Source organism: Kitasatospora purpeofusca (assembly GCF_042691725.1).
Classification (GTDB): Bacteria; Actinomycetota; Actinomycetes; order Streptomycetales; family Streptomycetaceae; genus Kitasatospora; species Kitasatospora purpeofusca_B.
The window spans coordinates 7,372,587-7,393,198 of record NZ_CP170483.1 but is presented as its reverse complement, the minus strand read 5'-3'; the positions used below and the strand labels follow the sequence as shown (position 1 = coordinate 7,393,198).

The 20,612-nt window shown below is 73.3% G+C and carries 15 protein-coding genes and 1 riboswitch; of the genes, 6 read left to right on the top strand and 9 right to left on the bottom strand.

From position 1 onward, the window contains the following. Positions 1 to 142: 142 nt before the first annotated feature. Positions 143 to 397, bottom strand: a complete 255-nt coding sequence (locus tag ACFCLZ_RS31935) for a DUF397 domain-containing protein (protein WP_380281362.1) — start codon at positions 395 to 397, stop codon at positions 143 to 145. Between the two features lie 513 nt (positions 398 to 910). Here ACFCLZ_RS31935 and ACFCLZ_RS31930 point away from each other — a divergent pair. Continuing rightward, complete coding sequence (locus ACFCLZ_RS31930; RefSeq protein WP_380281361.1) at positions 911 to 1,825, top strand: hypothetical protein; 915 nt, start codon at positions 911 to 913, stop codon at positions 1,823 to 1,825. Between the two features lie 60 nt (positions 1,826 to 1,885). Here the strand turns inward: ACFCLZ_RS31930 and ACFCLZ_RS31925 are convergent, their stop codons facing one another. Further along, positions 1,886 to 4,120, bottom strand: coding sequence for a hypothetical protein (locus tag ACFCLZ_RS31925; RefSeq protein ID WP_380281360.1), 2,235 nt, complete (start codon positions 4,118 to 4,120; stop codon positions 1,886 to 1,888). 233 nt (positions 4,121 to 4,353) lie between these two features. Continuing rightward, positions 4,354 to 4,552: riboswitch (cyclic di-AMP (ydaO/yuaA leader) on the top strand. Here ACFCLZ_RS31925 and ACFCLZ_RS31920 point away from each other — a divergent pair. Then, entirely contained in the window at positions 4,539 to 5,825 is a 1,287-nt protein-coding gene (locus ACFCLZ_RS31920) for a transglycosylase family protein (RefSeq protein WP_380281359.1), read from the top strand. It overlaps the preceding riboswitch by 14 nt. 171 nt (positions 5,826 to 5,996) lie before the next feature. Next, positions 5,997 to 6,197: a hypothetical protein gene (locus ACFCLZ_RS31915; RefSeq protein ID WP_380281358.1), complete on the top strand. Its 201-nt coding sequence runs from the start codon at positions 5,997 to 5,999 to the stop codon at positions 6,195 to 6,197. A 58-nt stretch (positions 6,198 to 6,255) separates the two neighbouring features. Here the strand turns inward: ACFCLZ_RS31915 and ACFCLZ_RS31910 are convergent, their stop codons facing one another. The 7 genes from ACFCLZ_RS31910 to ACFCLZ_RS31880 all read right to left on the bottom strand — a co-directional run bounded on the left by ACFCLZ_RS31910 (position 6,256) and on the right by ACFCLZ_RS31880 (position 17,035). Beyond that, on the bottom strand, positions 6,256 to 7,275 hold the full coding sequence (locus tag ACFCLZ_RS31910) for a LacI family DNA-binding transcriptional regulator (protein WP_380281357.1): 1,020 nt from the start codon (positions 7,273 to 7,275) through the stop codon (positions 6,256 to 6,258). Positions 7,276 to 7,300: 25 nt separating this feature from the next. Further along, entirely contained in the window at positions 7,301 to 9,007 is a 1,707-nt protein-coding gene (locus ACFCLZ_RS31905; protein ID WP_380281356.1) for an alpha-amylase family glycosyl hydrolase, read from the bottom strand. 61 nt (positions 9,008 to 9,068) lie between these two features. Then, on the bottom strand, positions 9,069 to 9,980 hold the full coding sequence (locus ACFCLZ_RS31900) for a sugar ABC transporter permease (protein ID WP_380281355.1): 912 nt from the start codon (positions 9,978 to 9,980) through the stop codon (positions 9,069 to 9,071). A 37-nt stretch (positions 9,981 to 10,017) separates the two neighbouring features. Further along, on the bottom strand, positions 10,018 to 11,019 hold the full coding sequence (locus tag ACFCLZ_RS31895; protein ID WP_380281354.1) for a carbohydrate ABC transporter permease: 1,002 nt from the start codon (positions 11,017 to 11,019) through the stop codon (positions 10,018 to 10,020). Positions 11,020 to 11,129: 110 nt separating this feature from the next. Further along, entirely contained in the window at positions 11,130 to 12,407 is a 1,278-nt protein-coding gene (locus ACFCLZ_RS31890; RefSeq protein WP_380281353.1) for an extracellular solute-binding protein, read from the bottom strand. Between the two features lie 308 nt (positions 12,408 to 12,715). After that, positions 12,716 to 13,801, bottom strand: a complete 1,086-nt coding sequence (locus ACFCLZ_RS31885) for an aldose epimerase family protein (protein ID WP_380281352.1) — start codon at positions 13,799 to 13,801, stop codon at positions 12,716 to 12,718. A gap of 189 nt (positions 13,802 to 13,990) precedes the next feature. Beyond that, a complete protein-coding gene (locus ACFCLZ_RS31880; protein ID WP_380281351.1) occupies positions 13,991 to 17,035 on the bottom strand; it encodes an ATP-binding protein in 3,045 nt (1,014 codons plus the stop codon). A gap of 294 nt (positions 17,036 to 17,329) precedes the next feature. Between ACFCLZ_RS31880 and ACFCLZ_RS31875 the strand changes: the two genes are divergently transcribed. From ACFCLZ_RS31875 to ACFCLZ_RS31865, 3 genes are all read left to right on the top strand, one after another. Then, a complete protein-coding gene (locus tag ACFCLZ_RS31875) occupies positions 17,330 to 18,277 on the top strand; it encodes a terpene cyclase (protein WP_380281350.1) in 948 nt (315 codons plus the stop codon). A gap of 238 nt (positions 18,278 to 18,515) precedes the next feature. After that, positions 18,516 to 20,039, top strand: a complete 1,524-nt coding sequence (locus ACFCLZ_RS31870) for an aldehyde dehydrogenase family protein (RefSeq protein WP_380281349.1) — start codon at positions 18,516 to 18,518, stop codon at positions 20,037 to 20,039. A gap of 231 nt (positions 20,040 to 20,270) precedes the next feature. Further along, entirely contained in the window at positions 20,271 to 20,594 is a 324-nt protein-coding gene (locus ACFCLZ_RS31865) for a nuclear transport factor 2 family protein (protein ID WP_380281348.1), read from the top strand. Positions 20,595 to 20,612 lie beyond the last annotated feature (18 nt).

Below are 20,612 nucleotides of genomic sequence, written 5' to 3'. Positions count from 1 at the left end.
CCCCGGGCGTCCCCGACCGGACCCCGGACGGCGGCCCGGACGAGGATCCCGGCGAACACCCGAGCCGGGATCCGGAGAAAGACAAAGGCCGTCGTGGTGTCAGCACCCACGACGGCCCCCCGATGGTGAAGCCGGCGGCCGGTCAGACCGCCAGGTGGTCGAACTCCCCGTCCTTCGCCCCCAGGAGCAGTGCGGCGATCTCGGCCCGGGTGTAGATGAGGGCCGGACCGTCCGGGAAGCGTGAGTTGCGCATCGCCACCTCGCCCCCCGGAAGGGCGGCGAACTCGACGCAGTTGCCCTGGGAGTTGCTGTGCAGGCTCTTCTGCCAGACCACGCCCTCGAGGTCGGTAGCGGCCATCCCGTTGTACGTGTCGTACGTGTCGTGCGTGTCGTGCATAGAAATCTCCCGAAGAGCTCCGGAGTGGGTCGTTCAGCTCGGCGCCCCGGCCCCAGCCGAACGGACGGACCGGCCCCGTACCGGCCCGGTACACCGCCTCACTTGACGTGATGATAGCTCCAGTGCACGTGCATCAGCACGGGACGTTGCAGGTGCACGGCCTTTTCGACACCGAACCGGAACTCATCACGAGGCCCCGCCTGACGGTACGTAAACGGACATAGCCGACTGAATCGGCCGGACGTCGATGACCGCCCGTAGGCGACCACCCGCCGATTGTTGATCTTCGAACGCCGGGAGTCGCCCTTCCGTGACCCTCCGTCAGGCCGCCCGCGCGCTGTGAGACATCTCACGCGCGGAAGCGGCAACGCGGTTCCCGTTCCGGCGCATCTGACCGGGTACCGGGAGAACTGCCGCCCAGGGGCCGGTTATGTCCGCTTTTCGCGGCGGCCGTCCCGCCCGGTTCGGCAGCCGACTGCGGACCGGGCGGAGCGATGTCCTACGATCTCCGCCATGAGCACCGCAGCCATCCCGGGCGCGCCACTGCCCGTCCGCACTCCAGGCTCCCGTGCGCGGGGGCGCCACCGCCGTCCCGAGCGCCCCGAGATCCCGGCCGGTTCCCCGGCCCTGCTGCTCGCCGTCCCCGCGGCCGCCGGGCCGGACTCCCGGCCCGTCGTCGAGGAGCTGCTGTCCATCGTCCGCAGCGAGCAGAACGGCGTGCGGACCGCCGCTGGCTACCTGCCCTCCGGTGACGGGGCGGACGGCGAGCGCACCGTCGCCGAGCTGCTGGCCGAGGCGGCCGCCGCCGGCCTGCCCGTGCCGGTCGTGGTGCCGCTGGTGCCCGGCCCGCACGACTTCCTGCCCGAACTGCACGCGCTCGCCGCCCGCTACGGCGCCCACGTGACCGACGCGCTGGGCCCGCACCCGCTGCTCGCCGAGGGCGTCCACGTCCGCCTCTCCGAGGCCGGGCTGGCCCGCGCCGACCGGGCCCGGCTGTTCGCCATCGCGACCGCCGCCGACGGCGTGGTGCTCACCACCGTCGGCGGACAGGCCGCGGCCGACGCCGCCGGCATCACCGGCATGCTGCTGGCCGCCCGGCTCGCCGTGCCGGTCGTCGCCGCCGCGCTGGACCTGCCCGGCTCGGTCGCCGACGCCGTCGCCCACCTCAAGGAGATGGGCGCCCAGAACCCGGCGCTGGCCCCGCTGGTGATCGGCCCGGAGGCGGACGCCGAGCTGCTCGCCGCGGCCGCCGAGGAGTCCGGCTGCCCGTCGGCCGCGCCGCTGGGCGCCTACCAGGCGGTGGGTCAGCTGGTCGCCTCCACCTACCTGGCCGCGCTGCCCGCCGCCGACCCCGGGGCCGCGGCCGACGAGGCCGACGCCGACGGGCCGGACGGCCCGCGCGGCGTCGGACGGCACGCCGCCCAGTAGCACCCCGTCACGCGGGAGGGCCCGGAACGGACGCACCGCTCCGAGCCCTCCTCGCTGTTCCTACCGCCCCACCCGGGTGGTGGGCGCGGCGGCGTCCTTCAGCTTCAGCGCGGGCACCTGCACCGGCCGCGACTGGCCGGCCAGGGTGGGCACCGGGACCGCGGCGGCGTTCCACTGGGGTTGGGCGGTGCCCTCCTCGCCCGCCCGGCGCACCTGGAGCACCTCGGTGGACCCGGCCCGGCGCAGCAGGATGTTCTTGGGCGGTCCGGCCTCCGGGTCCAGCCACAGCTCGTTGCCGCCGAACTCGCAGTCCAGCACCAGCACGTCGTCCGGCTTGCCGTCGGCCCCGGCACGGAACGCGATCCCGGCCCGGCGGTAGCCGGTGAACCGGCAGCGGCCGAAGGTGACGGACTCCCCGGCGAGTTCGTGCCGGGCGGTGGAGACCGCGAAGTCGCTGCGCCCGGCCGCGTCGATCAGCAGTCCGTCGAAGACGGTGCCCCGGTCCCGGCCGAGCGAGTGCAGCGCCACTCCCCCGCCCGCGTTGCCGTACAGCACGCTCGCGGTGTAGTCGAAGTCGTTGAGGTAGGCGCCGTGCTCGATGCCCCAGCCGCCGTTGTGGTAGGCGGCGAACTCGGTGACCACGTGGTGCTGCTTGGCGTTGAGCCAGACGAAGATGCCGTCCTGCAGGTTGTTGTGGGCCAGGCAGCGCTGGAAGGTCCAGACCCCCTCGCTGTTCTCCGGCCACTCGAAGCCGGAGGCGCCGTTGGCCCCCTGCACGCCGACCGCCACGCAGTCCAGCGCCTTGCCGCCGGTGCCGGCGCCGAGGTTGAAGCCGGTCAGCCGGTAGGCGCGGGGGTTGGGTTCCAGCAGGGTGCGGGAGGCCACGCAGGATTCGTAGACGATGTCGTCGGAGGGCTGCTGGGGGGTGCGGGTGTCCAGCGGACCGTCCCACCAGTAGGCGTCCTCCCAGGTCTCGTGGCTGATGCAGCCGCGGAAGGTGATGCCGTGGCTGGCGTGCGGGACGTACGCGTGACTGCCGGCGTCGCGGACCACGACCCCCTCGACGACGGTGCCGCGGGTGGCGTTGCCGAGCCGGTGGAAGTGCAGCCCGTAGCGGCCGAGCACCGGTGCGGTGACCGGGGCGGCGCCGTCGGGGCCCTTCCAGGTCTCCTTGGTGTCGGCGCGCGGGCCGACCCAGCGCAGCGCGGTGTGCCGGACGTCGGCACGGCGGGAGCTGGTGAGGTGGACGTGGGTGCGGCCCTCGGCGGTGCCCTCGACCCGGACGCTGCGGGTCAGGTTGAGCACCTCGGCGCCGACGGTGACGCCCCCTCCGGCGGCGACCCGGGGGTGGGCGTACCGCAGCGGGGCCTCCAGGGTGACGGCGGCTCCGCTGACGGACCGGATGGTGGCGAGGTCGTAGCGGGCGGCGAAGCCCTCCTGGTCGGGCGGACCGGTCGGGGTGACGGCGAGTTCGTCGCCGGGCAGCCAGCCGGCGGGCGGGGCGGCCAGGTTGACGACGGTTTCGCCGGCCTTGAGCTCGCCCTCGGCGCGGACCCAGGCGGTCTTGGCCGCGCCGTCCAGCCGCAGGTAGCCGGCGCCGGTGACCCAGAGGCCGACATCGGTGTCGACCACCTTCATGCCGTCGCCCTGGAAACGCTTCTCGTCGACGCCGGGGAAGCGCAGGGCGTGGACGTGGCCGCCGTCGGGGGCTAGGGCGAGGGTGCCGCGGACCTCGACGTTGCCGGCGGCGGCGAGGGTGACGGTGCGGTCGGCGGCGAAGGTGAGCGCGCCGCCCGGCTCGACCAGCAGGGAGCCGACCTCGGCGTCGGTGTCGAGCAGGACCCGGTCGGTGATCCGCACGGCGCTGCGCGGCCCCGGCGGGCTGCCGCCCCAGCCGGCCCGGTCGGACCAGCGGCGGCCGCCCTGGTCGACGGTGGGCGCGGGGGCGGGCTGTTCGGGGGCTCCGTCGCCCGCGGGGCCGGTGCCGTCGGGCGGCGTGCCACCGTGGCCGCCGTCGGGGCCCATCGGGCCGGCCGCCTCGGTCGGGGTCGTCCCGATGACGGCGGCCGGGGTGACGAGCCGGGTCTCGCCGGTCAGCGAGCGGCGCAGGACCTCCTCGCCGCTGATCGCCGCGAAGGCGGTGCCGACGGCGAGCCAGCGCAGTAGTGCCCGGCGGGTCAGGTGAGTTCGGGACAGTTCGGGCGGGATGTCCGCTCTGCGGTGCTTTGCCCGGCGATGTGCTCCACGCGGCCGGGCGGCCGGGCGGGAGGCGTCCGGCTCCTCGTCGATGCCCATCGGTGCGTAGCCCTCTCCCCAGACGGCTGCGGCGTGCCGGCGCACTGCCGACGCTCTGAAGCATAGGCAGTTGCGTTGGCCGCGACCGGCGTTGCGGGAAATCGGTCATTTCTGATCATGAAGGACAGCCGTTCCGCATGGATTCCGTAAACCGTGACGAGCGTCACACATGTTTGCGGTTTGAATGCGCCTCTGCTTAACGTGCTCTCCGTTCGTGGCCACACGAACCCAGCACGTCCGCGACGCCGAGTCCTGCCGTCGGGCGCGCTGGCAGCGCAATGCACCACGGCAGGAGCGGGGGAACCACAGGTAGTTCGCCCAGGACCGGTCCACGGACCGGACCCGGGCTAGGGGTGAAGCCGCGTCCACAGCGCGGCCGGGCAACTCCAGCCCGAATCCGACAGCTCACCTCGCAGGCGTGGGAGAGGACCGCGTCTTCATGCTGCCCACCAACGGCACCCGACTGTCCGGCCGTACCCGTCGCGCGATCGCCACCCTCGGCGTCGCGGGCATCGGTCTCACCATCCCCTGCCTGACCACCGGCACCGCTTCCGCCGCCTCCGTCGCCACCTGGGACAAGGTCGCCCAGTGCGAGAGCGGCGGCAACTGGAGCATCAACACCGGCAACGGCTTCTACGGCGGCCTCCAGTTCACCAACTCCACCTGGTCCGCGTTCGGCGGCACCTCGTACGCCGCGCGCGCCGACCTCGCGACCAAGGACCAGCAGATCGCGACCGCCGAGAAGGTCCTCGCCTCGCAGGGCCCCGGCGCCTGGCCGGTCTGCTCGGTCCAGGCCGGTCTGACCAAGGGCGGCACCCCGGCCGCGGTGGACACCTCCGCCGCCGCCAAGCCGGCCGCCGAGACCCCCGCCCCGGCCGCCAAGCCGGCCGCGCAGACCCCCGCCGCCAAGCCCACCACCGGGCCGCAGAGCCAGGCCCCGGCCGCCTCCGGCACCGCCGCCGCCCCGGAGCAGCGCCAGGACGGCCGGCAGGGGCGTCAGCAGGCCGGCCCGCAGAGCGCCGAGGACTACACCGTGGCCGCCGGCGACTGGCTGTCCAGCATCGCCGACGAGCACCAGGTCCAGGGCGGCTGGCAGCGCCTGTACGAACTCAACCGCGCCACCCTGGCCGACGGCCCGCACACCATCTACCCGGGCCAGCACCTGACCCTCGGTGAGCGTCAGGGCTTCGACTGGTTCAACCGTGCCCAGGGCGGGTCGCAGGGCGGGACCCAGGCCCCGGCCACCAAGCCCCAGGCCCAGGCGCCGGCCACCAAGCCGGCCACCAAGCCGGCGAGCAAGCCCGCCGCACAGGCCGAGACCCCGGCCCCGGCCCCGACCGCCACCGGCAGCATGGCCGCCGCCGTCGCCTTCGCCCAGTCGAAGGTCGGCCAGGCCTACGTCTACGGCGGCACCGGCAACGGCGGCTGGGACTGCTCCGGCCTGACCCAGGCCGCGCTGCGCGCCGCGGGCATCTCCGTCCCGCGCATCGCCGCCGACCAGGCCGCCGCGTCCACCCACGTCCCGCTGGACGGCCTCAAGGCGGGCGACCTGCTGTTCTGGTCCAACAACGGCAAGGACTCCGGCGTCTACCACGTCGCGCTCTACATCGGCGACGGCAAGTACGTCGAGGCCGCCAACCCGAGCTCCGGCGTGCGCGTCCAGAGCGTCGCCAACTGGGCCCCGGACTTCGCCGGCCGGGTCTGATCCCGCCACACCGCCGCCCCCGGGGAGAGTCCGGTCGCTCCTCCCCGGGGCGGCGGCACGCCCGGACGCGCCGCCGCGGGTCAGCAGCGCCAGGCCCGGGCACCGGACGGCCATGGCCGGATCCGGGCCGCAGCGGGCATGCTGGCGTCCTGCATCGGAGAAGGAGTCACCATGGCCCAGGTCACCGTCTCGCTCGACGCCGACCTCGCGATCGACGCGATGCTGCTGTCCGGCACCAGCAGCCCTCAGGACGCCGTCGAACTGATCCTCCGCGACTACCTGGAGCGGGGCCGGCGCACCGGGACCCGCACCGGCGACGCCGCCGACGCCCACCGGGTCTCCCAGGACCGCCCGACCGTCCAGGAGGGCTGAGCGGGAACGCCGAAGCGGCCCGGGAGCAGTGTGCTCCCGGGCCCTCGGCCGTGGTCCCTCAGCGCGCGCGGGCGCCGGTCGAACCGCGCATCACCAGCTCCGGCTGGAACATGAACTCCCCGCGCTGCGCGGCGTTCCCGCCGACCTCCTCCAGCAGCGCGTCCACCGCCGCGGTGGCCATCGCCTCCACCGGCTGGCGGACGGTGGTCAGCGGCGGCTCGGTGAAGGCGATCAGCGGCGAGTCGTCGAAGCCGACCACCGAGACGTCCTGCGGCACCGTCAGGCCCCGCTGCCGGACCGCCCGGATCGCGCCGAGCGCCATCATGTCGCTGCCGCAGACGATCGCGGTGCAGCCCTTGTCGAGCAGCGCCCCGGCCGCCGCGTGCCCGCCCTCCACGCTGAACAGCGTGTGGTGGACCAGCTCCGCGGCCTCCTCCCGGGTGCGCCCCAGCACCTCGCGCATGGCGGCGGTGAAGCCCTCGATCTTGCGCAGCACCGGCACGTACCGCTGCTGGCCGACGGCCAGGCCGATCCGCTCGTGGCCGAGTTCGGCGAGGTGCTGGACGGCCATCCACATCGCGGCCCGGTCGTCCGGCGAGATGAACGGCGCGTCGATCCGCTCGCTGTAGCCGTTGATCAGCACGAACGGCACCCCGCGCCCGGCCAGCCGGGCGTACCGGTCGTGGTCGGCGGTGGAGTCGGCGTGCAGACCGGAGACGAAGACGATGCCCGCCACGCCCCGGTCGACCAGCATCTCGACCAGTTCGTCCTCGGTGGAGCCGCCCGGGGTCTGGGTGCAGAGCACCGGCGTGTAGCCGTGCCGGCTCAGCGCCTGCTCGATCACCTGGGCCAGCGCCGGGAAGATCGGGTTGCTCAGCTCCGGGGTGATCAGCCCGATCAGCCCGGCGCTGCGCCGGCGCAGCCGGGTGGGCCGCTCGTAGCCGAGCACGTCCAGGGCCGCCAGCACGGTCTGCCGGGTGGTGGCCGAGACGTTGGCCTTGCCGTTGAGCACGCGGGAGACGGTGGCTTCGCTGACCCCCGCCTGCGCCGCGATGTCTGAGAGTCGCGCCGTAGTCACGGTCCCAGAGCCTATTGCAACCACGTCAGACCGCCCACCAGTCGGTACTGTCGGCGGCGAGCACCGCCTCGCCGTCCGCCACCACCGGGTCGGCGCCGGCGGAGGTGAGCAGCGGCCGGCCGGGGGCCGGTATCCGGACCGGGGCGCCGGTGGTGTTGACGGTGCAGACGAAGGAGCCGCGGCGGAACGCCAGGGTTCCCTCGGGGCTCTCCAGCCACTCGACGTCCGTACCGGCGCCGAGTTCGGGCCGCGCCCGGCGCAGGGCCAGCGCCGAGCGGTACAGCTCCAGGGTGGAGGTCGGGTCGCCGGTCTGCGCCTCGACGCTGAGCGCGGCCCACTCGGCGGGCTGCGGCAGCCAGGACGGTCCGCCGGCGGCCGGGCCGAAGCCGTACGGGGCCTCGGTGCCGGACCACGGGATCGGGACGCGGCAGCCGTCGCGGTAGCCGTCCTGGCCGGCCTGGCGGAAGAACGACGGGTCCTGGCGGACCTCGTCGGGCAGGTCGGTGACGTCCGGCAGGCCGAGCTCCTCGCCCTGGTAGACGTAGGCGGAGCCGGGCAGGGCGAGCATCAGCAGGGTGGCGGCGCGGGCCCGGCGCAGGCCGAGCGCGCGGTCGCCGGGGGTGCGGATCTGGGTGCCGAGGCCGGGCGGGTTGGCGAACCGGGTGGCGTGCCGGGTGACGTCGTGGTTGGAGAGCACCCAGGTGGTGGGGGCGTCGACCGGGCGCATCGAGTCGAGCGAGAGGTCGATCACGGCGCGCAGCTCGGCGGCGTCCCAGGAGGTGCCGAGGTACTGGAAGTTGAAGGCCTGGTGCAGTTCGTCGGGGCGCACGTAGTTGGCGGTGCGCTCGACGGTCGGGGTCCAGGCCTCGGCGACGCCGATCCGCTGGCCCGGGTACTCGTCGAGGATCTCGCGCCAGCTGCGGTAGATCGCGTGCACGCCGTCCTGGTCGAAGAAGGGCATGACGTCGTTGCCGAGCAGCCTGAGCTGGTCGGCGCCGCCGAGGTCGGGCAGGCCGGGGGCCTTGACCAGGCCGTGGGCGACGTCGATGCGGAAGCCGTCGACGCCCATGTCCAGCCAGAAGCGCAGGATGGAGCGGAACTCGTCGGCGACCGCCGGGTTCTCCCAGTTGAAGTCGGGCTGCTCGGGGGCGAACAGGTGCAGGTACCAGTCGCCGGGGGTGCCGTCCGGGTTCCCGGTGCGGGTCCAGGCCGGGCCGCCGAAGATGGACTCCCAGTCGTTGGGCGGCAGTTCGCCGTTCTCGCCCTTGCCGGGGCGGAAGTGGTAGCGGTCGCGCAGCGGGGAGGCGGGGCCCTCGCGCAGGGCGCGCTTGAACCACTCGTGCTGGTCGGAGGAGTGGTTGGGGACGAGGTCCACGATGATCCGCAGGCCCAGCCGGTGGGCGTCGCGGATCAGCGCGTCGGCGTCCAGCAGGGTGCCGAACATCGGGTCGACGGCGCGGTAGTCGGCGACGTCGTAGCCGGCGTCGGCCTGCGGGGAGGCGTAGAACGGCGAGAGCCAGACGGCGTCCACGCCGAGGTCGCGCAGGTAGGGCAGGCGGCTGCGGACGCCGGGCAGGTCGCCCATGCCGTCGCCGTTGGAGTCGGCGAAGCTGCGCGGGTACACCTGGTAGATGACCGCGTCCCGCCACCAGCCTCTGTCCGCGGCGGCCCCGGCCTCGTGAGCGGTGGCGTCGGCGGCGGGCCGGGAGGTGTCGGCCAGGTTCTGGGTCATGGACGGTATCCCTTGGGAAGTGGGGCGGGCGGAGCGGTCGGGACGTCGGCGGGGACGTCGGTCAGGACTTCGATGCGCCGGCGGTCAGACCGGTCACCAGGTGGCGCTGCACCAGGTAGAAGAGGACCGAGGAGGGGATCGCGATCAGCACGGCGGTCGCGGCCATCAGGTTCCACTGGGCGTCGTGCTCGCTGACGAAGGTCTGGAGCCCGACGGCGAGGGTGTACTTGTCGGAGCTCAGCATGAAGGTGGAGGCGAAGGCGACCTCGGCCCAGGCGGTGAGGAAGGAGTAGAACGCGGCGACCGCCAGGCCCGGACGGGCGAGCGGCAGCACCAGCCGCCAGAAGGTGCCGAACGGGGTGAGCCCGTCGACCCGGCCGGCCTCGTCGATCTCCACCGGGATGGTGTCGAAGTAGCCCTTCATCAGCCAGGCGCAGTAGGGCACGGTGGTGGTCGAGTAGACCAGGATCAGGCCGGCGTAGCTGTCCAGCAGGTCGAGCTCGGACAGGATCGTGTACATCGGCACGATCAGCACCGCGATCGGGAACATCTGGGTGACCAGCAGCGACCACATCAGCGGCCGGTGGCCGGGGAAGCGCATCCGGGAGACGGCGTAGCCGGTGGAGGCGGCGATCAGCACGCCGAACACGGTGGTGATGCCGGAGACCAGGAAGGCGTTGCCGAACCACTGGAAGAAGTCGGTGTCGAACAGCACCGTGTGGTAGTTCGAGAGGGTCAGCTTGTCGAGGATCTCGCCGGGGTGCAGGTAGTCGGTCTTGTCCGGGCCGAACGAGACGTAGAGGATCCACGCCACCGGGAACAGCGCGATCAGGCTGGCCAGGATCAGCGCGCCGTGCATCAGGGTCCGGGCGAGCGGGCTGTTCTCGCCGCGCGGGCGGGCCTTGGCGGGCCGGGCGGCGGGGGCCGCGGGCCGGGCGGCGAGGGGGGTGGGTCGGTCGGTGGTGGTGCTCATCAATGTGCCTCCTTCGTGGTCGCTGGATTCGCCGGGGTCAGCCGTTCGCCCGCTCGTTGCGGGCGAGCCAGCGGCGGTAGAAGGCGGTGAAGACGACCAGGATGGAGAGCAGGATGACGCCGTAGGCGGCGGACTGCGCGTAGTCCCGGGGCTGCTGGCCGAAGCCGAGCCGGTAGGCCCAGGTGACCAGGAGCTGGGCGTCGGGGGCGCCGTTGCCGAACAGCAGGAAGATGACGGCGAACTGGTTGAACGTCCAGATGATGCCGAGCAGCACGACGGTCGAGGAGACGGTGCGCAGGCCGGGCAGGGTGACGTGGCGGAAGCGCTGCCAGGCGGTGGCGCCGTCCATCTCGGCGGCCTCGTACAGCTCGGCGGGGATCGACTGCAGGCCGCCGAGCAGCGAGATCATCATGAACGGCACCCCGACCCAGGTGTTGACCAGGACGGCGGCGGCCTTCTGCGCGGTGGGGTCGTCCAGCCAGCCCGGCTCGGGCAGGTGCAGGGCGGAGAGCAGGCCGTTGACGGCGCCGCCGTCGGCGAGCATCAGCCGCCAGGAGAAGACGGTGACGAAGGTCGGCACGGCCCAGGGCAGGATGAGCAGCATCCGGTAGACGGCGCGGCCGCGCAGCTTCTGGTTGAGCAGCAGGGCGAGGCCCAGGCCGATCGTGTAGTGCAGGCCGACGCACAGGGCGGTCCAGGCGATGGTCCAGACGAAGTGCGACCAGAAGCGGTCGTACGAGCCGGGGCCCCAGAGGATGTCGGCGTAGTTGTCGAAGCCGACGAACTTGTAGCCGGCCGGGATCTCGTTGGCGCCGATCTTGCGGGCGACGTTGAGGCTGTTGGCGTCGGTGAGGGTGAGCCAGATGCCCTCGGCGAGCGGGTAGAGCACCAGGACGCCGAGCACCAGCACGACCGGTGCGATCATCGCGTAGGCGTACCAGTGTTTGGCGTACGAGCGCTTGACGCGCTCCATCAGGCCCGGACGCGGATCACGCTGCCGGCCGCCCTGGCCGGTGGCGCCCTGCACGGCGACTGACATTGTTCGACACCTTCTCGGGGGAGGTCCGCCGCCTCGCTTCGGCGACTGCTGCTACGGGTCCGGCCGTCCGGCCCGCCGGGGAAGGGCGGGCCGGGCGGCTGCGGCGGGGACTACTTGGCGAAGCCCGGGAGGAGCTTGGCGTAGTCGGTGGCGACGGTGTTCAGGCCGTCCTGGGTCGCGGTGCCCTGGACGATCTTGCCGAGGTTGGTGCCCAGCGACGCGAACAGCGAGCTGTACTCGGGCAGTTCGGGGCGCGGCTTGGCGCTCGACAGCACGGACTGGAAGCCGGCGATGCCGGGGTCGGCCTTGACCTCGGGGGTGAAGGCGTCCTCGCGGGTCGGCAGGGTGGAGTTCTTCTGCGCGATGAAGGCCTGGCTCTCGGCCGAGGTCATGAAGGCGGCGAACTTCTCGGCGGCGGCCTTGTGCGCCTTGTCGGCGCCGGCGTAGACGGAGATGTTGTGGCCGCCGGTCGGGGCGCCGCCCTTGCCCGCGGAGCCGCCCGGGACGGGGGCGATGCCCAGGTTGGCCTTGTCGGCGAAGGCGGAGCCCTTGTAGATGTTGGTGATCTCCCAGGGGCCCTGGACGATCGCCGCGACCTTGCCGCTGTTGAAGGCGTCCATCATGTGCGCGTAGGCGTCGGTGGTGACGTCGGCCTTGGCGGTGCCGGGCGCGGTGAACAGGGACTTGTAGGTCTCGACGGCCTTGACGGCCTCCGGGCCGGCGACGGTGATCTTCTTGCCCTTGGCGTCGACCGTGTCGGTGCCCTCGCCGAACAGGAACGGCATCGCGTAGTAGCCGTCGGCGGCCTTCAGCCAGAAGCCGTCGACGCCGGCCTTCTCCTTGACCGCGGCGGCGGCGGTCTTCAGCTCGTCCCAGGTGGTGGGGGCGGCGGTGATGCCGGCCTTGGCGAAGAGCTCCTTGTTGTAGAGCAGGCCGAGGGTGTCGGTCACCAGCGGCACGCCGTACAGCTTGCCCTCGTAGCTGGCCTGCTGGATCAGGCTGGGCTGGAACTTGGCGGAGTCGGCGGCGGCCGGGGTGCCGTCCAGCGGCGACAGGTAGCCGGCCTTGGCGAAGGCGGCGGTCCAGCCGACCTCGGAGCGGAACACGTCCGGAGCGCCCTTGGCCCCCATCGCGGTCTGGAGCTTGTTCTGCGCCTGGTCGAACGGCACGTTGACGAAGTCGACCTTGACGCCCGGGTTGGCGGCCTCGAACTTCTTGACGAGCTCCTGGTAGTTGGGCGCCTCGTTGGTGGCGTTCGAGGTGTCCCAGTACGTGAGGGTGACCGGCCCGTCGGCCTTGCCGTCCGAGCTGGAGCCGCTGCTGCCACAGGCAGCCATCGAGACCGCGAGGGCCACAACGAGGGCAGAGGCCGCGATGCCACGCCGCATTTGAACTCCTTGGAGGGTGGGGGTGCCCGAATTGTTCGGAGACAGGCGCATAATGGCTGCCTTGCCTCACGCCGACCGCACCGTTGCTGCCGCCGGGCTCGCAAGGAAGTTAACAGCGGGGCAACAGCGACGGAAACCCCTTGCAGCAAGTTTCTGCAAGAAACGGCGATCGTTACACCCGCGTGTCCTCCACGTTGCCGCACAGTAGTTGACGGCCGAGGAGTTGGCGGCACTTTGTCCGGTTTGCCCCGGTCGGCCTCGACCGCCGGGGCCACCCTCCGTGGTGAAAGGCGCTTGCAGCGCCCCCGTCAGCCGGTGGTGCCGAAGCGCAGCACGGTGGTCGAGCGGAACTCCTCCCCCGGGCGCAGCTCGGTGCTCGGGAAGGCCGGGTGGTGCGGGGAGTCCGGGAAGTGCTGGGTCTCCAGCGCGATTCCGGCGAACGGCCCGTAGGGCACCCCGCTCGCGCCGGTGACCGCACCGTGGAACGTGTTGGCCGTGTAGACCTGGATGCCGGGCTCGGTGGTCAGCACCTCCAGGGTGCGTCCGCTGACCGGCTCCTCCAGCCGCGCCGCCCGGACCGGGCCGCCGTCCGCCGGACGGGGCCGCAGCACCCAGTTGTGGTCGTAGCCGCCGGGCCCGGTCAGCTGCGGGTGGCCGTCGTGCACCGACTTGCCGATCGGCCGGGCGGTGGTGAAGTCGAACGGCGTCCCGGCCACCGGCTCGATCCGGCCGTACGGGATCTGCCGCTCGTCGGCGGGGGTGTAGCCGTCGGCGTCCAGGGTGAGCAGGTGGCCGAGGACGTCCCCGGAGCCCTCGCCGGCCAGGTTGACGTACGCGTGGTTGGTGAGGTTGACCACGGTCGGCGCGCCGGTCACCGCGTGGTAGCGGATCGCCAGCTCGCCGCCGGCGTCGAGGGTGTAGTCGACGGTGACGTCGAGCGCGCCCGGGAAGCCCTGGTCGCCGTCCGGGCTGTGCAGCGTCAGCCGGACGCCGCCGGGCACCTCCTCGGCCGCCCACATCCGGTGCGCGAAGCCGTCCGGGCCGCCGTGCAGGGTGATCCCGCCGCCGGTCGGGGCGAGCGGGTGCTCCTCGCCGTCGACGGTGATGCTGCTGCGGTCGATCCGGTTGGCGTAGCGGCCGACCACGGTGCCGTAGTGGCGGGCCGGGCCGAGGATGTCGGCCAGCCGGTCGGTGGAGAGCAGCAGCTGGGCGGGGCGGCCGTCGCGGTCGGGGGCGACCAGGGTGTGCAGGGTGGCGCCGAGGGTGAGCACGCTCGCCTCGTACGGGCCGGCGCGCAGCGTCCACCGCTCGATCGCGGCGCCCGCGCCCGAGGGTTCGAAGGGCTCGCGCCGCACGCTGGTGGTCTGCGGCCCGTTCGCCGGGGGCGTCGCCATGGCCTGCTCCTCACTGGCGGGCCACGGGAGCGCGCCCGCCCTTCGCCGGGGTACCGGGTCCCGCGTGGGCCCGGGTCGGCGTCAGCCTAATCAGGTCGGACGGCGCGGGGGCGCTCATCGAGTGCCCGCGCGCCGTCCGGTGCTGCGTGCGCCGGGGTGCCGGCGGCCGGGGAGTCAGCGGCCGGAGTGTCAGCGGCCGAGGCCGAGCCCGTCCCCGACGGTGTCCGGCCCGCCCGGCCCGTCGAGCGGGTCGGAGCCGTCCCGCTGCGCGGGGGGCAGGCCGAGCGCGGCGGCCAGGCCGTCGGGGCCGCTGCCGGCCTTGCGGTAGACGGCGGCCAGCCGGCGGTTGACCAGGCTGAGCGGCAGGGCCAGGTGATCGGCGATCCGCTGCGGCGGCACGCCCCGCACGGCCAGCTCGGCGATGTCCCACTCCGGCTGGCTGAGCGTCTCGCGCGCGTCGCCGAGCCGGTTGGGCCGCAGGCCGTAGTTGGCCAGCTCCCGCCGGGCCCGGTCGACCAGCCCGTCCGCCGCGCAGTGCTGGGCCAGCTCGATGCCCTGGTACAGGTACTCCTGGGCGTCCTCCAGCCGGCCGACCCGGCGCAGTGCGGCGCCGAGGTCGACCAGGGCGACGGCGTGCTCGTAGCCCGCCGGCGACTGGCCGAGGTGGGTCACCGCCTGCTCCAGCAGCTCGACCGCCTGCTGGCCGTCCTCGATCTGGGCGTGCAGCCGCAGCGCGGTGCCGATCGCCGAGGCGGTGCCGAAGCGCTCCGCCTCGACGACCGAGCGGCGGGCGTAGGCGCGGGCCCGCTCCGGCTCGTCCTGGGCGAGCGCGATGGCCAGGTGCCCGGCCCAGGGCGCCCAGACGGTGTTGTGCCAGCCCCGGATGTCCAGCTGGGCGCCGGCCTCGGTCAGCGCGGCGGCCGCACCGGCGGGCCGGTTGACGGCGAGCAGCAGCTTCCCGTACAGCGAGGCGGCATCGGGCAGCACCATCGCGGTGGGGTGGTACGGCGGGTGGAAGCCGAATTCCAGGGCGAGCTCCCAGGCCTCCCGGCTGCGGCCGCGGGCGATCAGGGTGTCGATCAGCACACCGACCGCGTCCCAGGCCAGCGGCAGTTTGCCGCTGATCCGCTCGGAGAGCCGCAGCGCCCGGCGCAGGAAGTCCTCCGCCTCGGCGAGCAGGCCGCGCCGGAACCGGGCCAGACCCATCAGGAAGTAGGCGAAGCCCCGGTGGGCACCGCTCCAGCCGGCCACCTCGAACTGGACGATGGCGTCCGAGAAGAGCCGCTCGGCCTGGGCGATCCGGTCGCTGTAGGTGTAGGACAGGCCGAGCGTGGCGGGCAGTTCGAAGCCCCAGGTGTTGTCGGTCCAGCCGAGGCCCTTGGGCAGCCGGCCGTTGTCCAGCACGGCGTCCGCGTGCCGCAGCACCTCGGCCGAGGGCTCGCCGCGCAGGGTGAGGTCCCAGGCCCGCAGCGCCAGGACGGCCCGGTCGGCCGCCTCCCGCCCGGTGAGGCTCTCGCACAGCGCGCCGAGCCGGGCGGAACGGGCCGGACCGTCCTCCTCGGACTTGCGGTAGGCGTGCCACATGAACGACGCGGCCTCCAGCCGCAGCCGGCCCGCCGGGTCCCCGGTGGTGCGCTCCGCCTCCTCCTGGCAGACCACCGCGGCCTGGCGCAGCTCGCCGCTGTGCGCGAGCACCTCGGAGAGCCGGAAGGTGGCGTCGATCCGCATCGAGGGGCGCAGCGGTCCCTCCTCCGGGTCGAGCGCGAGCTTCAGCTGGTTGACGGTGGCGACGGGGTCGGTGAGCAGGGCGGAGCAGCCCAGCTCGTACAGCACCTCGGCGCGGTCCTGGTCGTCCGGCGGCTCGGCGAGCGCGCGGTGGAGACAGCGCTGGGCGGCCTCGGGCGCGCCGATCAGCAGGTGTTCGGAGGCGGCCCGGCGGAGTTTGCGGACGGTGCGGTCGTCGCCCTCGCCCGCGAAGGTCTCCACCAGGTGGCGGGAGGCGGCGAGCAGGCCGAGCCCGGCGTTCTCGATCTCGGCGGCGGCCACGCCGTGCATGCCGGTGCGGGTGGCCTCGGGCATGGTGTTGTAGATCGAGCTGGCGATCAGCGGGTGGACGAACTCGAGGTTGCCGTTCGGGGTGGTGGTGAGGACGCGCTGCTTGCGCAGCTCCTTGACGGACTCGCGGGCGCCCTCGGCGGTCTGGGCGGAGATCCGGGTGGCGAGGTCCTGCCGGATGTCGATGCCGAGCATCGCGGCGGCCCAGGCGAAGCGCAGGGTGGCGGCGCCGAGCCGGTCCAGCCAGGACTTGAGGGTCATCCCGGTGGCGTCGACGGCGAGTTCGCGCAGCTGCTGGGAGTTCTCCTCGACCGGCTCCAGCTCCTGGTCGCGCACCTGGTCGAGCAGCGCCACGACCTGGAAGGGGTTGCCGTTGACGACGTTCCAGAACTCGTAGCAGAAGGCGTCCTCGGCCTTCTCGCCGAGTTCGGCGCGGATCATGTCGGTGACCGCGACCAGCGACAGCCGGCTCAGCTCGTGCCGGCGGGTGGCGAGCCCGGCGACCGCGCGCTGGTGCTCCTGGGACTCCGCGTGCCAGTCGGCGCCGTCGTCGCGGTAGGCGAAGACCAGCAGGACCGGCAGTTCACGGGCCCGCACGGCGAACTGGGCCAGCCAGCCGAGCGATTCGGGGTCGGCCCAGTGCAGGTCGTCGACGATCATCACCAGCGGGGCGCGCCGCGGGGCGAGCTGGGTGAGGACGAAGTCGAGGCCGTCGCGGACGCCCTGCGGGTCGAGGCGGCGGGCGCCCTTCCTGGGCTGCTTGAGGCCCATCGCCGGTCCGACGACCTCTTCCCAGGTGCCCATCACCTGGCCGAACTCGTCCGGCTCCAGGCGTCCGAGCACCGGCTGGAGGAGCTGGCGCAGCACGTGGTACGGCTCGTTGAACTGGCGCTCGCCGCCGCGTGCGAACAGGACGGTGGCGCCCTCGCGCAGCTTGGCGATCCGGCGGACCTCGTGCAGCAGGCTGGTCTTGCCGATGCCGGGCCGGCCGGAGAAGGTGAGCAGCTCGCCGATCTCGGTGCCGCCGGCCGCGAAGTCGCGGCAGAGCTTGTCCACCGCGGCCTCGGCGGAGCGGAGTTCGGCGTCGCGGTCGCGCAGTCTGATGCGGTTGGGGGCGCCTTCCGCCTCCCGCGCGCCGGGCGTCGCCTCCGCCCGGAAATCCCTGTCCCGCTCGGTCACCGTCGTGCCTCCGCCTCGCCGATCCCTGCTCGTGGAGCCGAGGTTAGCGCCGCAGGGGGCCTGGTGCGTTGCATTCACGCTGGCGAGGGGCGAGTTGAAGGGTTTGGGGGGCCCGCCGAGGGCAATTGCCCTATATCCCTAACGTCGGATCATTGCATCAGATACTCTACGCCCCGCCAGTCGAGTTGATCATGCCATGGCCATGCCCCACCTTCCGGCACCGCCACCCCAACTCCTCCGTGAACACGATCAATATCCATCAGTGACCCCAACCTTCGCAGCCCCGGGAGTCCGATGTCTGACGACACCTCACTTCAGATTCCGTTCCCGCACCGTCGCAGCGACCACGGGCCGTACGCCACCGAACTGCACCGCGCCTGGCTGACCCGCCACCCCCTGCTGCCCGACCCGACCCACCCGTCCTACGCCCACTGGGACGTGGTCGACCTCGCCGCGCTCGGCTACCCCGACGCCGGGCCCGACGAACTCGCGCTCGCCGCGGACCTCATGGGCTTCTACTTCCTCTTCGACGACCAGTTCGACGGCCCGCTCGGCCGCCGCCCCACCGAGGTCGCCCCGATCTGCGACCGGCTGATCGCCGTCCTGCACGGCGCGCAGGCCGACCGCGGCTCCCCCGTGGAGACCGCCTTCGCCGACCTGTGGGAGCGCAGCGTCCAGGGCATGCCGGCGCGCTGGCAGGCGCGCGCCGCGTACAACTGGGAGTACTACCTCGCCTCCCACCCCGCCGAGGCGGCCGGGCGGATCAGCCCGCGCCCGCCGGACCGGGCCGGCTACCAGGTGCTCCGGCGCGGCACCGCCGCGATGGAGACCATCTTCGACATGATCGAGCGGCTCGGCCGCTTCGAGGTGCCGCCGGCCGTGCTGCACCACCCGGTGCTGCGTCAGCTGCGCCAGCTCGCCGCCGACATCCCCTCGCTCACCAACGACGTGCGGTCCTTCCCGCTGGAGGCGCCGCGCGGCGACGTCAACAACCTGGTGATGATCGTGCGGCGGGAGCGCGACTGCTCGGCCGAGGAGGCGTGCGCCGTGGTGATGGCCGAGGCGCAGCTGATGGTCGAGCGCTCCCGCGAGCTGTACCAGGGGCTGCCCGACGTGTACCGGGAGCTCGGCCTGGCCCGGGTGGAGCGGATCGTCGCCCAGCGCTACGCCGACGGCCTGGTCACCTGGCTGGCCGGCTACCTGAGCTGGGAGCGTCGCACCGGCCGCTACCAGGAGGCCTGACGACCCGTGACCGGGACCGGCCGGAACGCGCCACCCTCCGTCGACCGAGGCCGCACGGACCGTAGCCGAACCGGCCCTTCCCCGGTTAGGGTGCTGCCCGGCGGACGCCCCCGGCACGGGGTGCGCCCGACCCGCGTGTGTCCGTACCCTCCGCCGGGCCGCTCCCTGCGCGGCCCGGCGCACCGCTTCGGCCCGCGCGCCGCAGCGGTGCCCCGACAGCGTGAGGAGGCACCAGAGCATGCCGGTCTACCAGCCCCCCGGGCAGCCCGGATCCATCGTCAGCTACCGCCCCCGTTACGAGCACTGGATCAGCGGCCGGTGGACGCCACCGGTCCTCGGCCGGTACTTCGAGAACCCCAGCCCGGTCACCGGCGAGGTCTTCACCGAGGTCGCCCGCGGCACCGCCGAGGACATCGAGGCCGCGCTGGACGCCGCCCACGCGGCCGCCCCAGCCTGGGGCCGCACCCCGCCCGCCGAGCGCGCCCAGGTGCTGCTGCGGCTCGCCGACCGGATCGAGCAGAACCTGGAGAAGCTCGCCGTCGCCGAGAGCTGGGAGAACGGCAAGCCGGTCCGTGAGACCCTGGGCGCCGACCTGCCGCTGGCGGTCGACCAGTTGCGCTACTTCGCCGGCGCGCTGCGTGCCCAGGAGGGCGGCGTTTCGCAGCTGGACGAGGACACCGTGGCGTACCACTTCCACGAGCCGCTGGGCGTGGTCGGCCAGATCATCCCGTGGAACTTCCCGATCCTGATGGCCGTCTGGAAGATCGCCCCGGCGCTGGCGGCGGGCAACGCGGTCGTGCTGAAGCCGGCCGAGCAGACCCCGGCCTCCGTCCTGCTGCTGGCCGAGCTGACCGCCGACCTGCTGCCGCCGGGCGTGCTCAACGTGGTCAACGGCTTCGGCCTGGAGGCCGGCCGCCCGCTCGCCTCCAGCGACCGGATCCGGAAGATCGCCTTCACCGGCGAGACCACCACCGGCCGCCTGATCGCGCAGTACGCGAGCGGCAACCTCATCCCGGTCTCGCTGGAGCTCGGCGGCAAGAGCCCCAACCTGTTCTTCGCCGACGTCGCCGCCGAGCAGGACGCCTTCTACGACAAGACCGTCGAGGGCTTCGCGATGTTCGCCCTCAACCAGGGCGAGGTCTGCACCTGCCCCAGCCGGGCGCTGATCGAGTCCTCGGTGTACGACCGGCTGCTCGCCGACGGCCTGGAGCGGGTGCGCGCGATGCGCCAGGGCAACCCCCTGGACACCGAGACCCAGGTCGGCGCGCAGGCCAGCGACGAACAGCTGCGCAAGATCCTCTCCTACGTCGAGATCGGCCAGGCCGAGGGCGCCAAGGTGCTGGCCGGCGGCGAGCGGGCCGACCTCGGCGGCTCGCTGTCCGGCGGCTACTACGTCACGCCGACGGTCTTCGAGGGCGTCAACGGGATGCGGATCTTCCAGGAGGAGATCTTCGGCCCCGTCGTCGCGGTGACCCGCTTCGAGGACTTCGACGACGCGGTCGCGCTCGCCAACGACACCCTGTACGGGCTCGGCGCCGGCGTCTGGACCCGCGACGGCACCACCGCCTACCGGGCGGGCCGCGCCATCCAGGCCGGCCGGGTCTGGACCAACTGCTACCACGCCTACCCGGCGCACGCGGCGTTCGGCGGCTACAAGAACTCCGGCATCGGCCGGGAGGGCCACAAGGCCGTCCTGGAGCACTACCAGCAGACCAAGAACCTGCTGGTCAGCTACTCCCCGCAGGCCCTGGGCCTGTTCTAGCCGCGGCCGCGCGGCGCCGCGAACGCGCAGTGGGAGGCCGGGCCGGCCGGCCTCCCACTGCGTACGCCACTCCCCGTGGCCCGGCCGGGGACCCCTGGGGGCAAAACACCCGTACCGGGATCCAAGCACATGAATCCCGGGAAATCCCCGACGCGCCGCCGACATGCGCGGCGCGTCCCGGCCGACGCCCTAAACAGGAGTCCCGACCCGCTGCGACTCCTGGGAGACCGGATGACCATCGCCCCCGCCAAACTCTCCGACCCGACCGTGCGCGCCGCCGTCACCGCGATCAACGCCGGCGACCGGCAGGCCTTCGTCGACCTGCTCGCCCCGGGGGCGACCATGGCCGACGACGGCTCCGAGCGCGACCTCCAGGACTGGATCGACCGGGAGATCTTCACCGTCCGCGGCCACATCGAGGTCCGCACCGAGTCCGACGGCGGCCGGGCGCTGATCGCCGACTACCGCAACGAGACCTGGGGCGAGATGCGCACCGCCTGGCGCTTCACCGTCGAGGACGGCCGGATCAGCCGCTTCGAGACCGGCCAGGCCTGATCACCGGCCCGCTCCGCC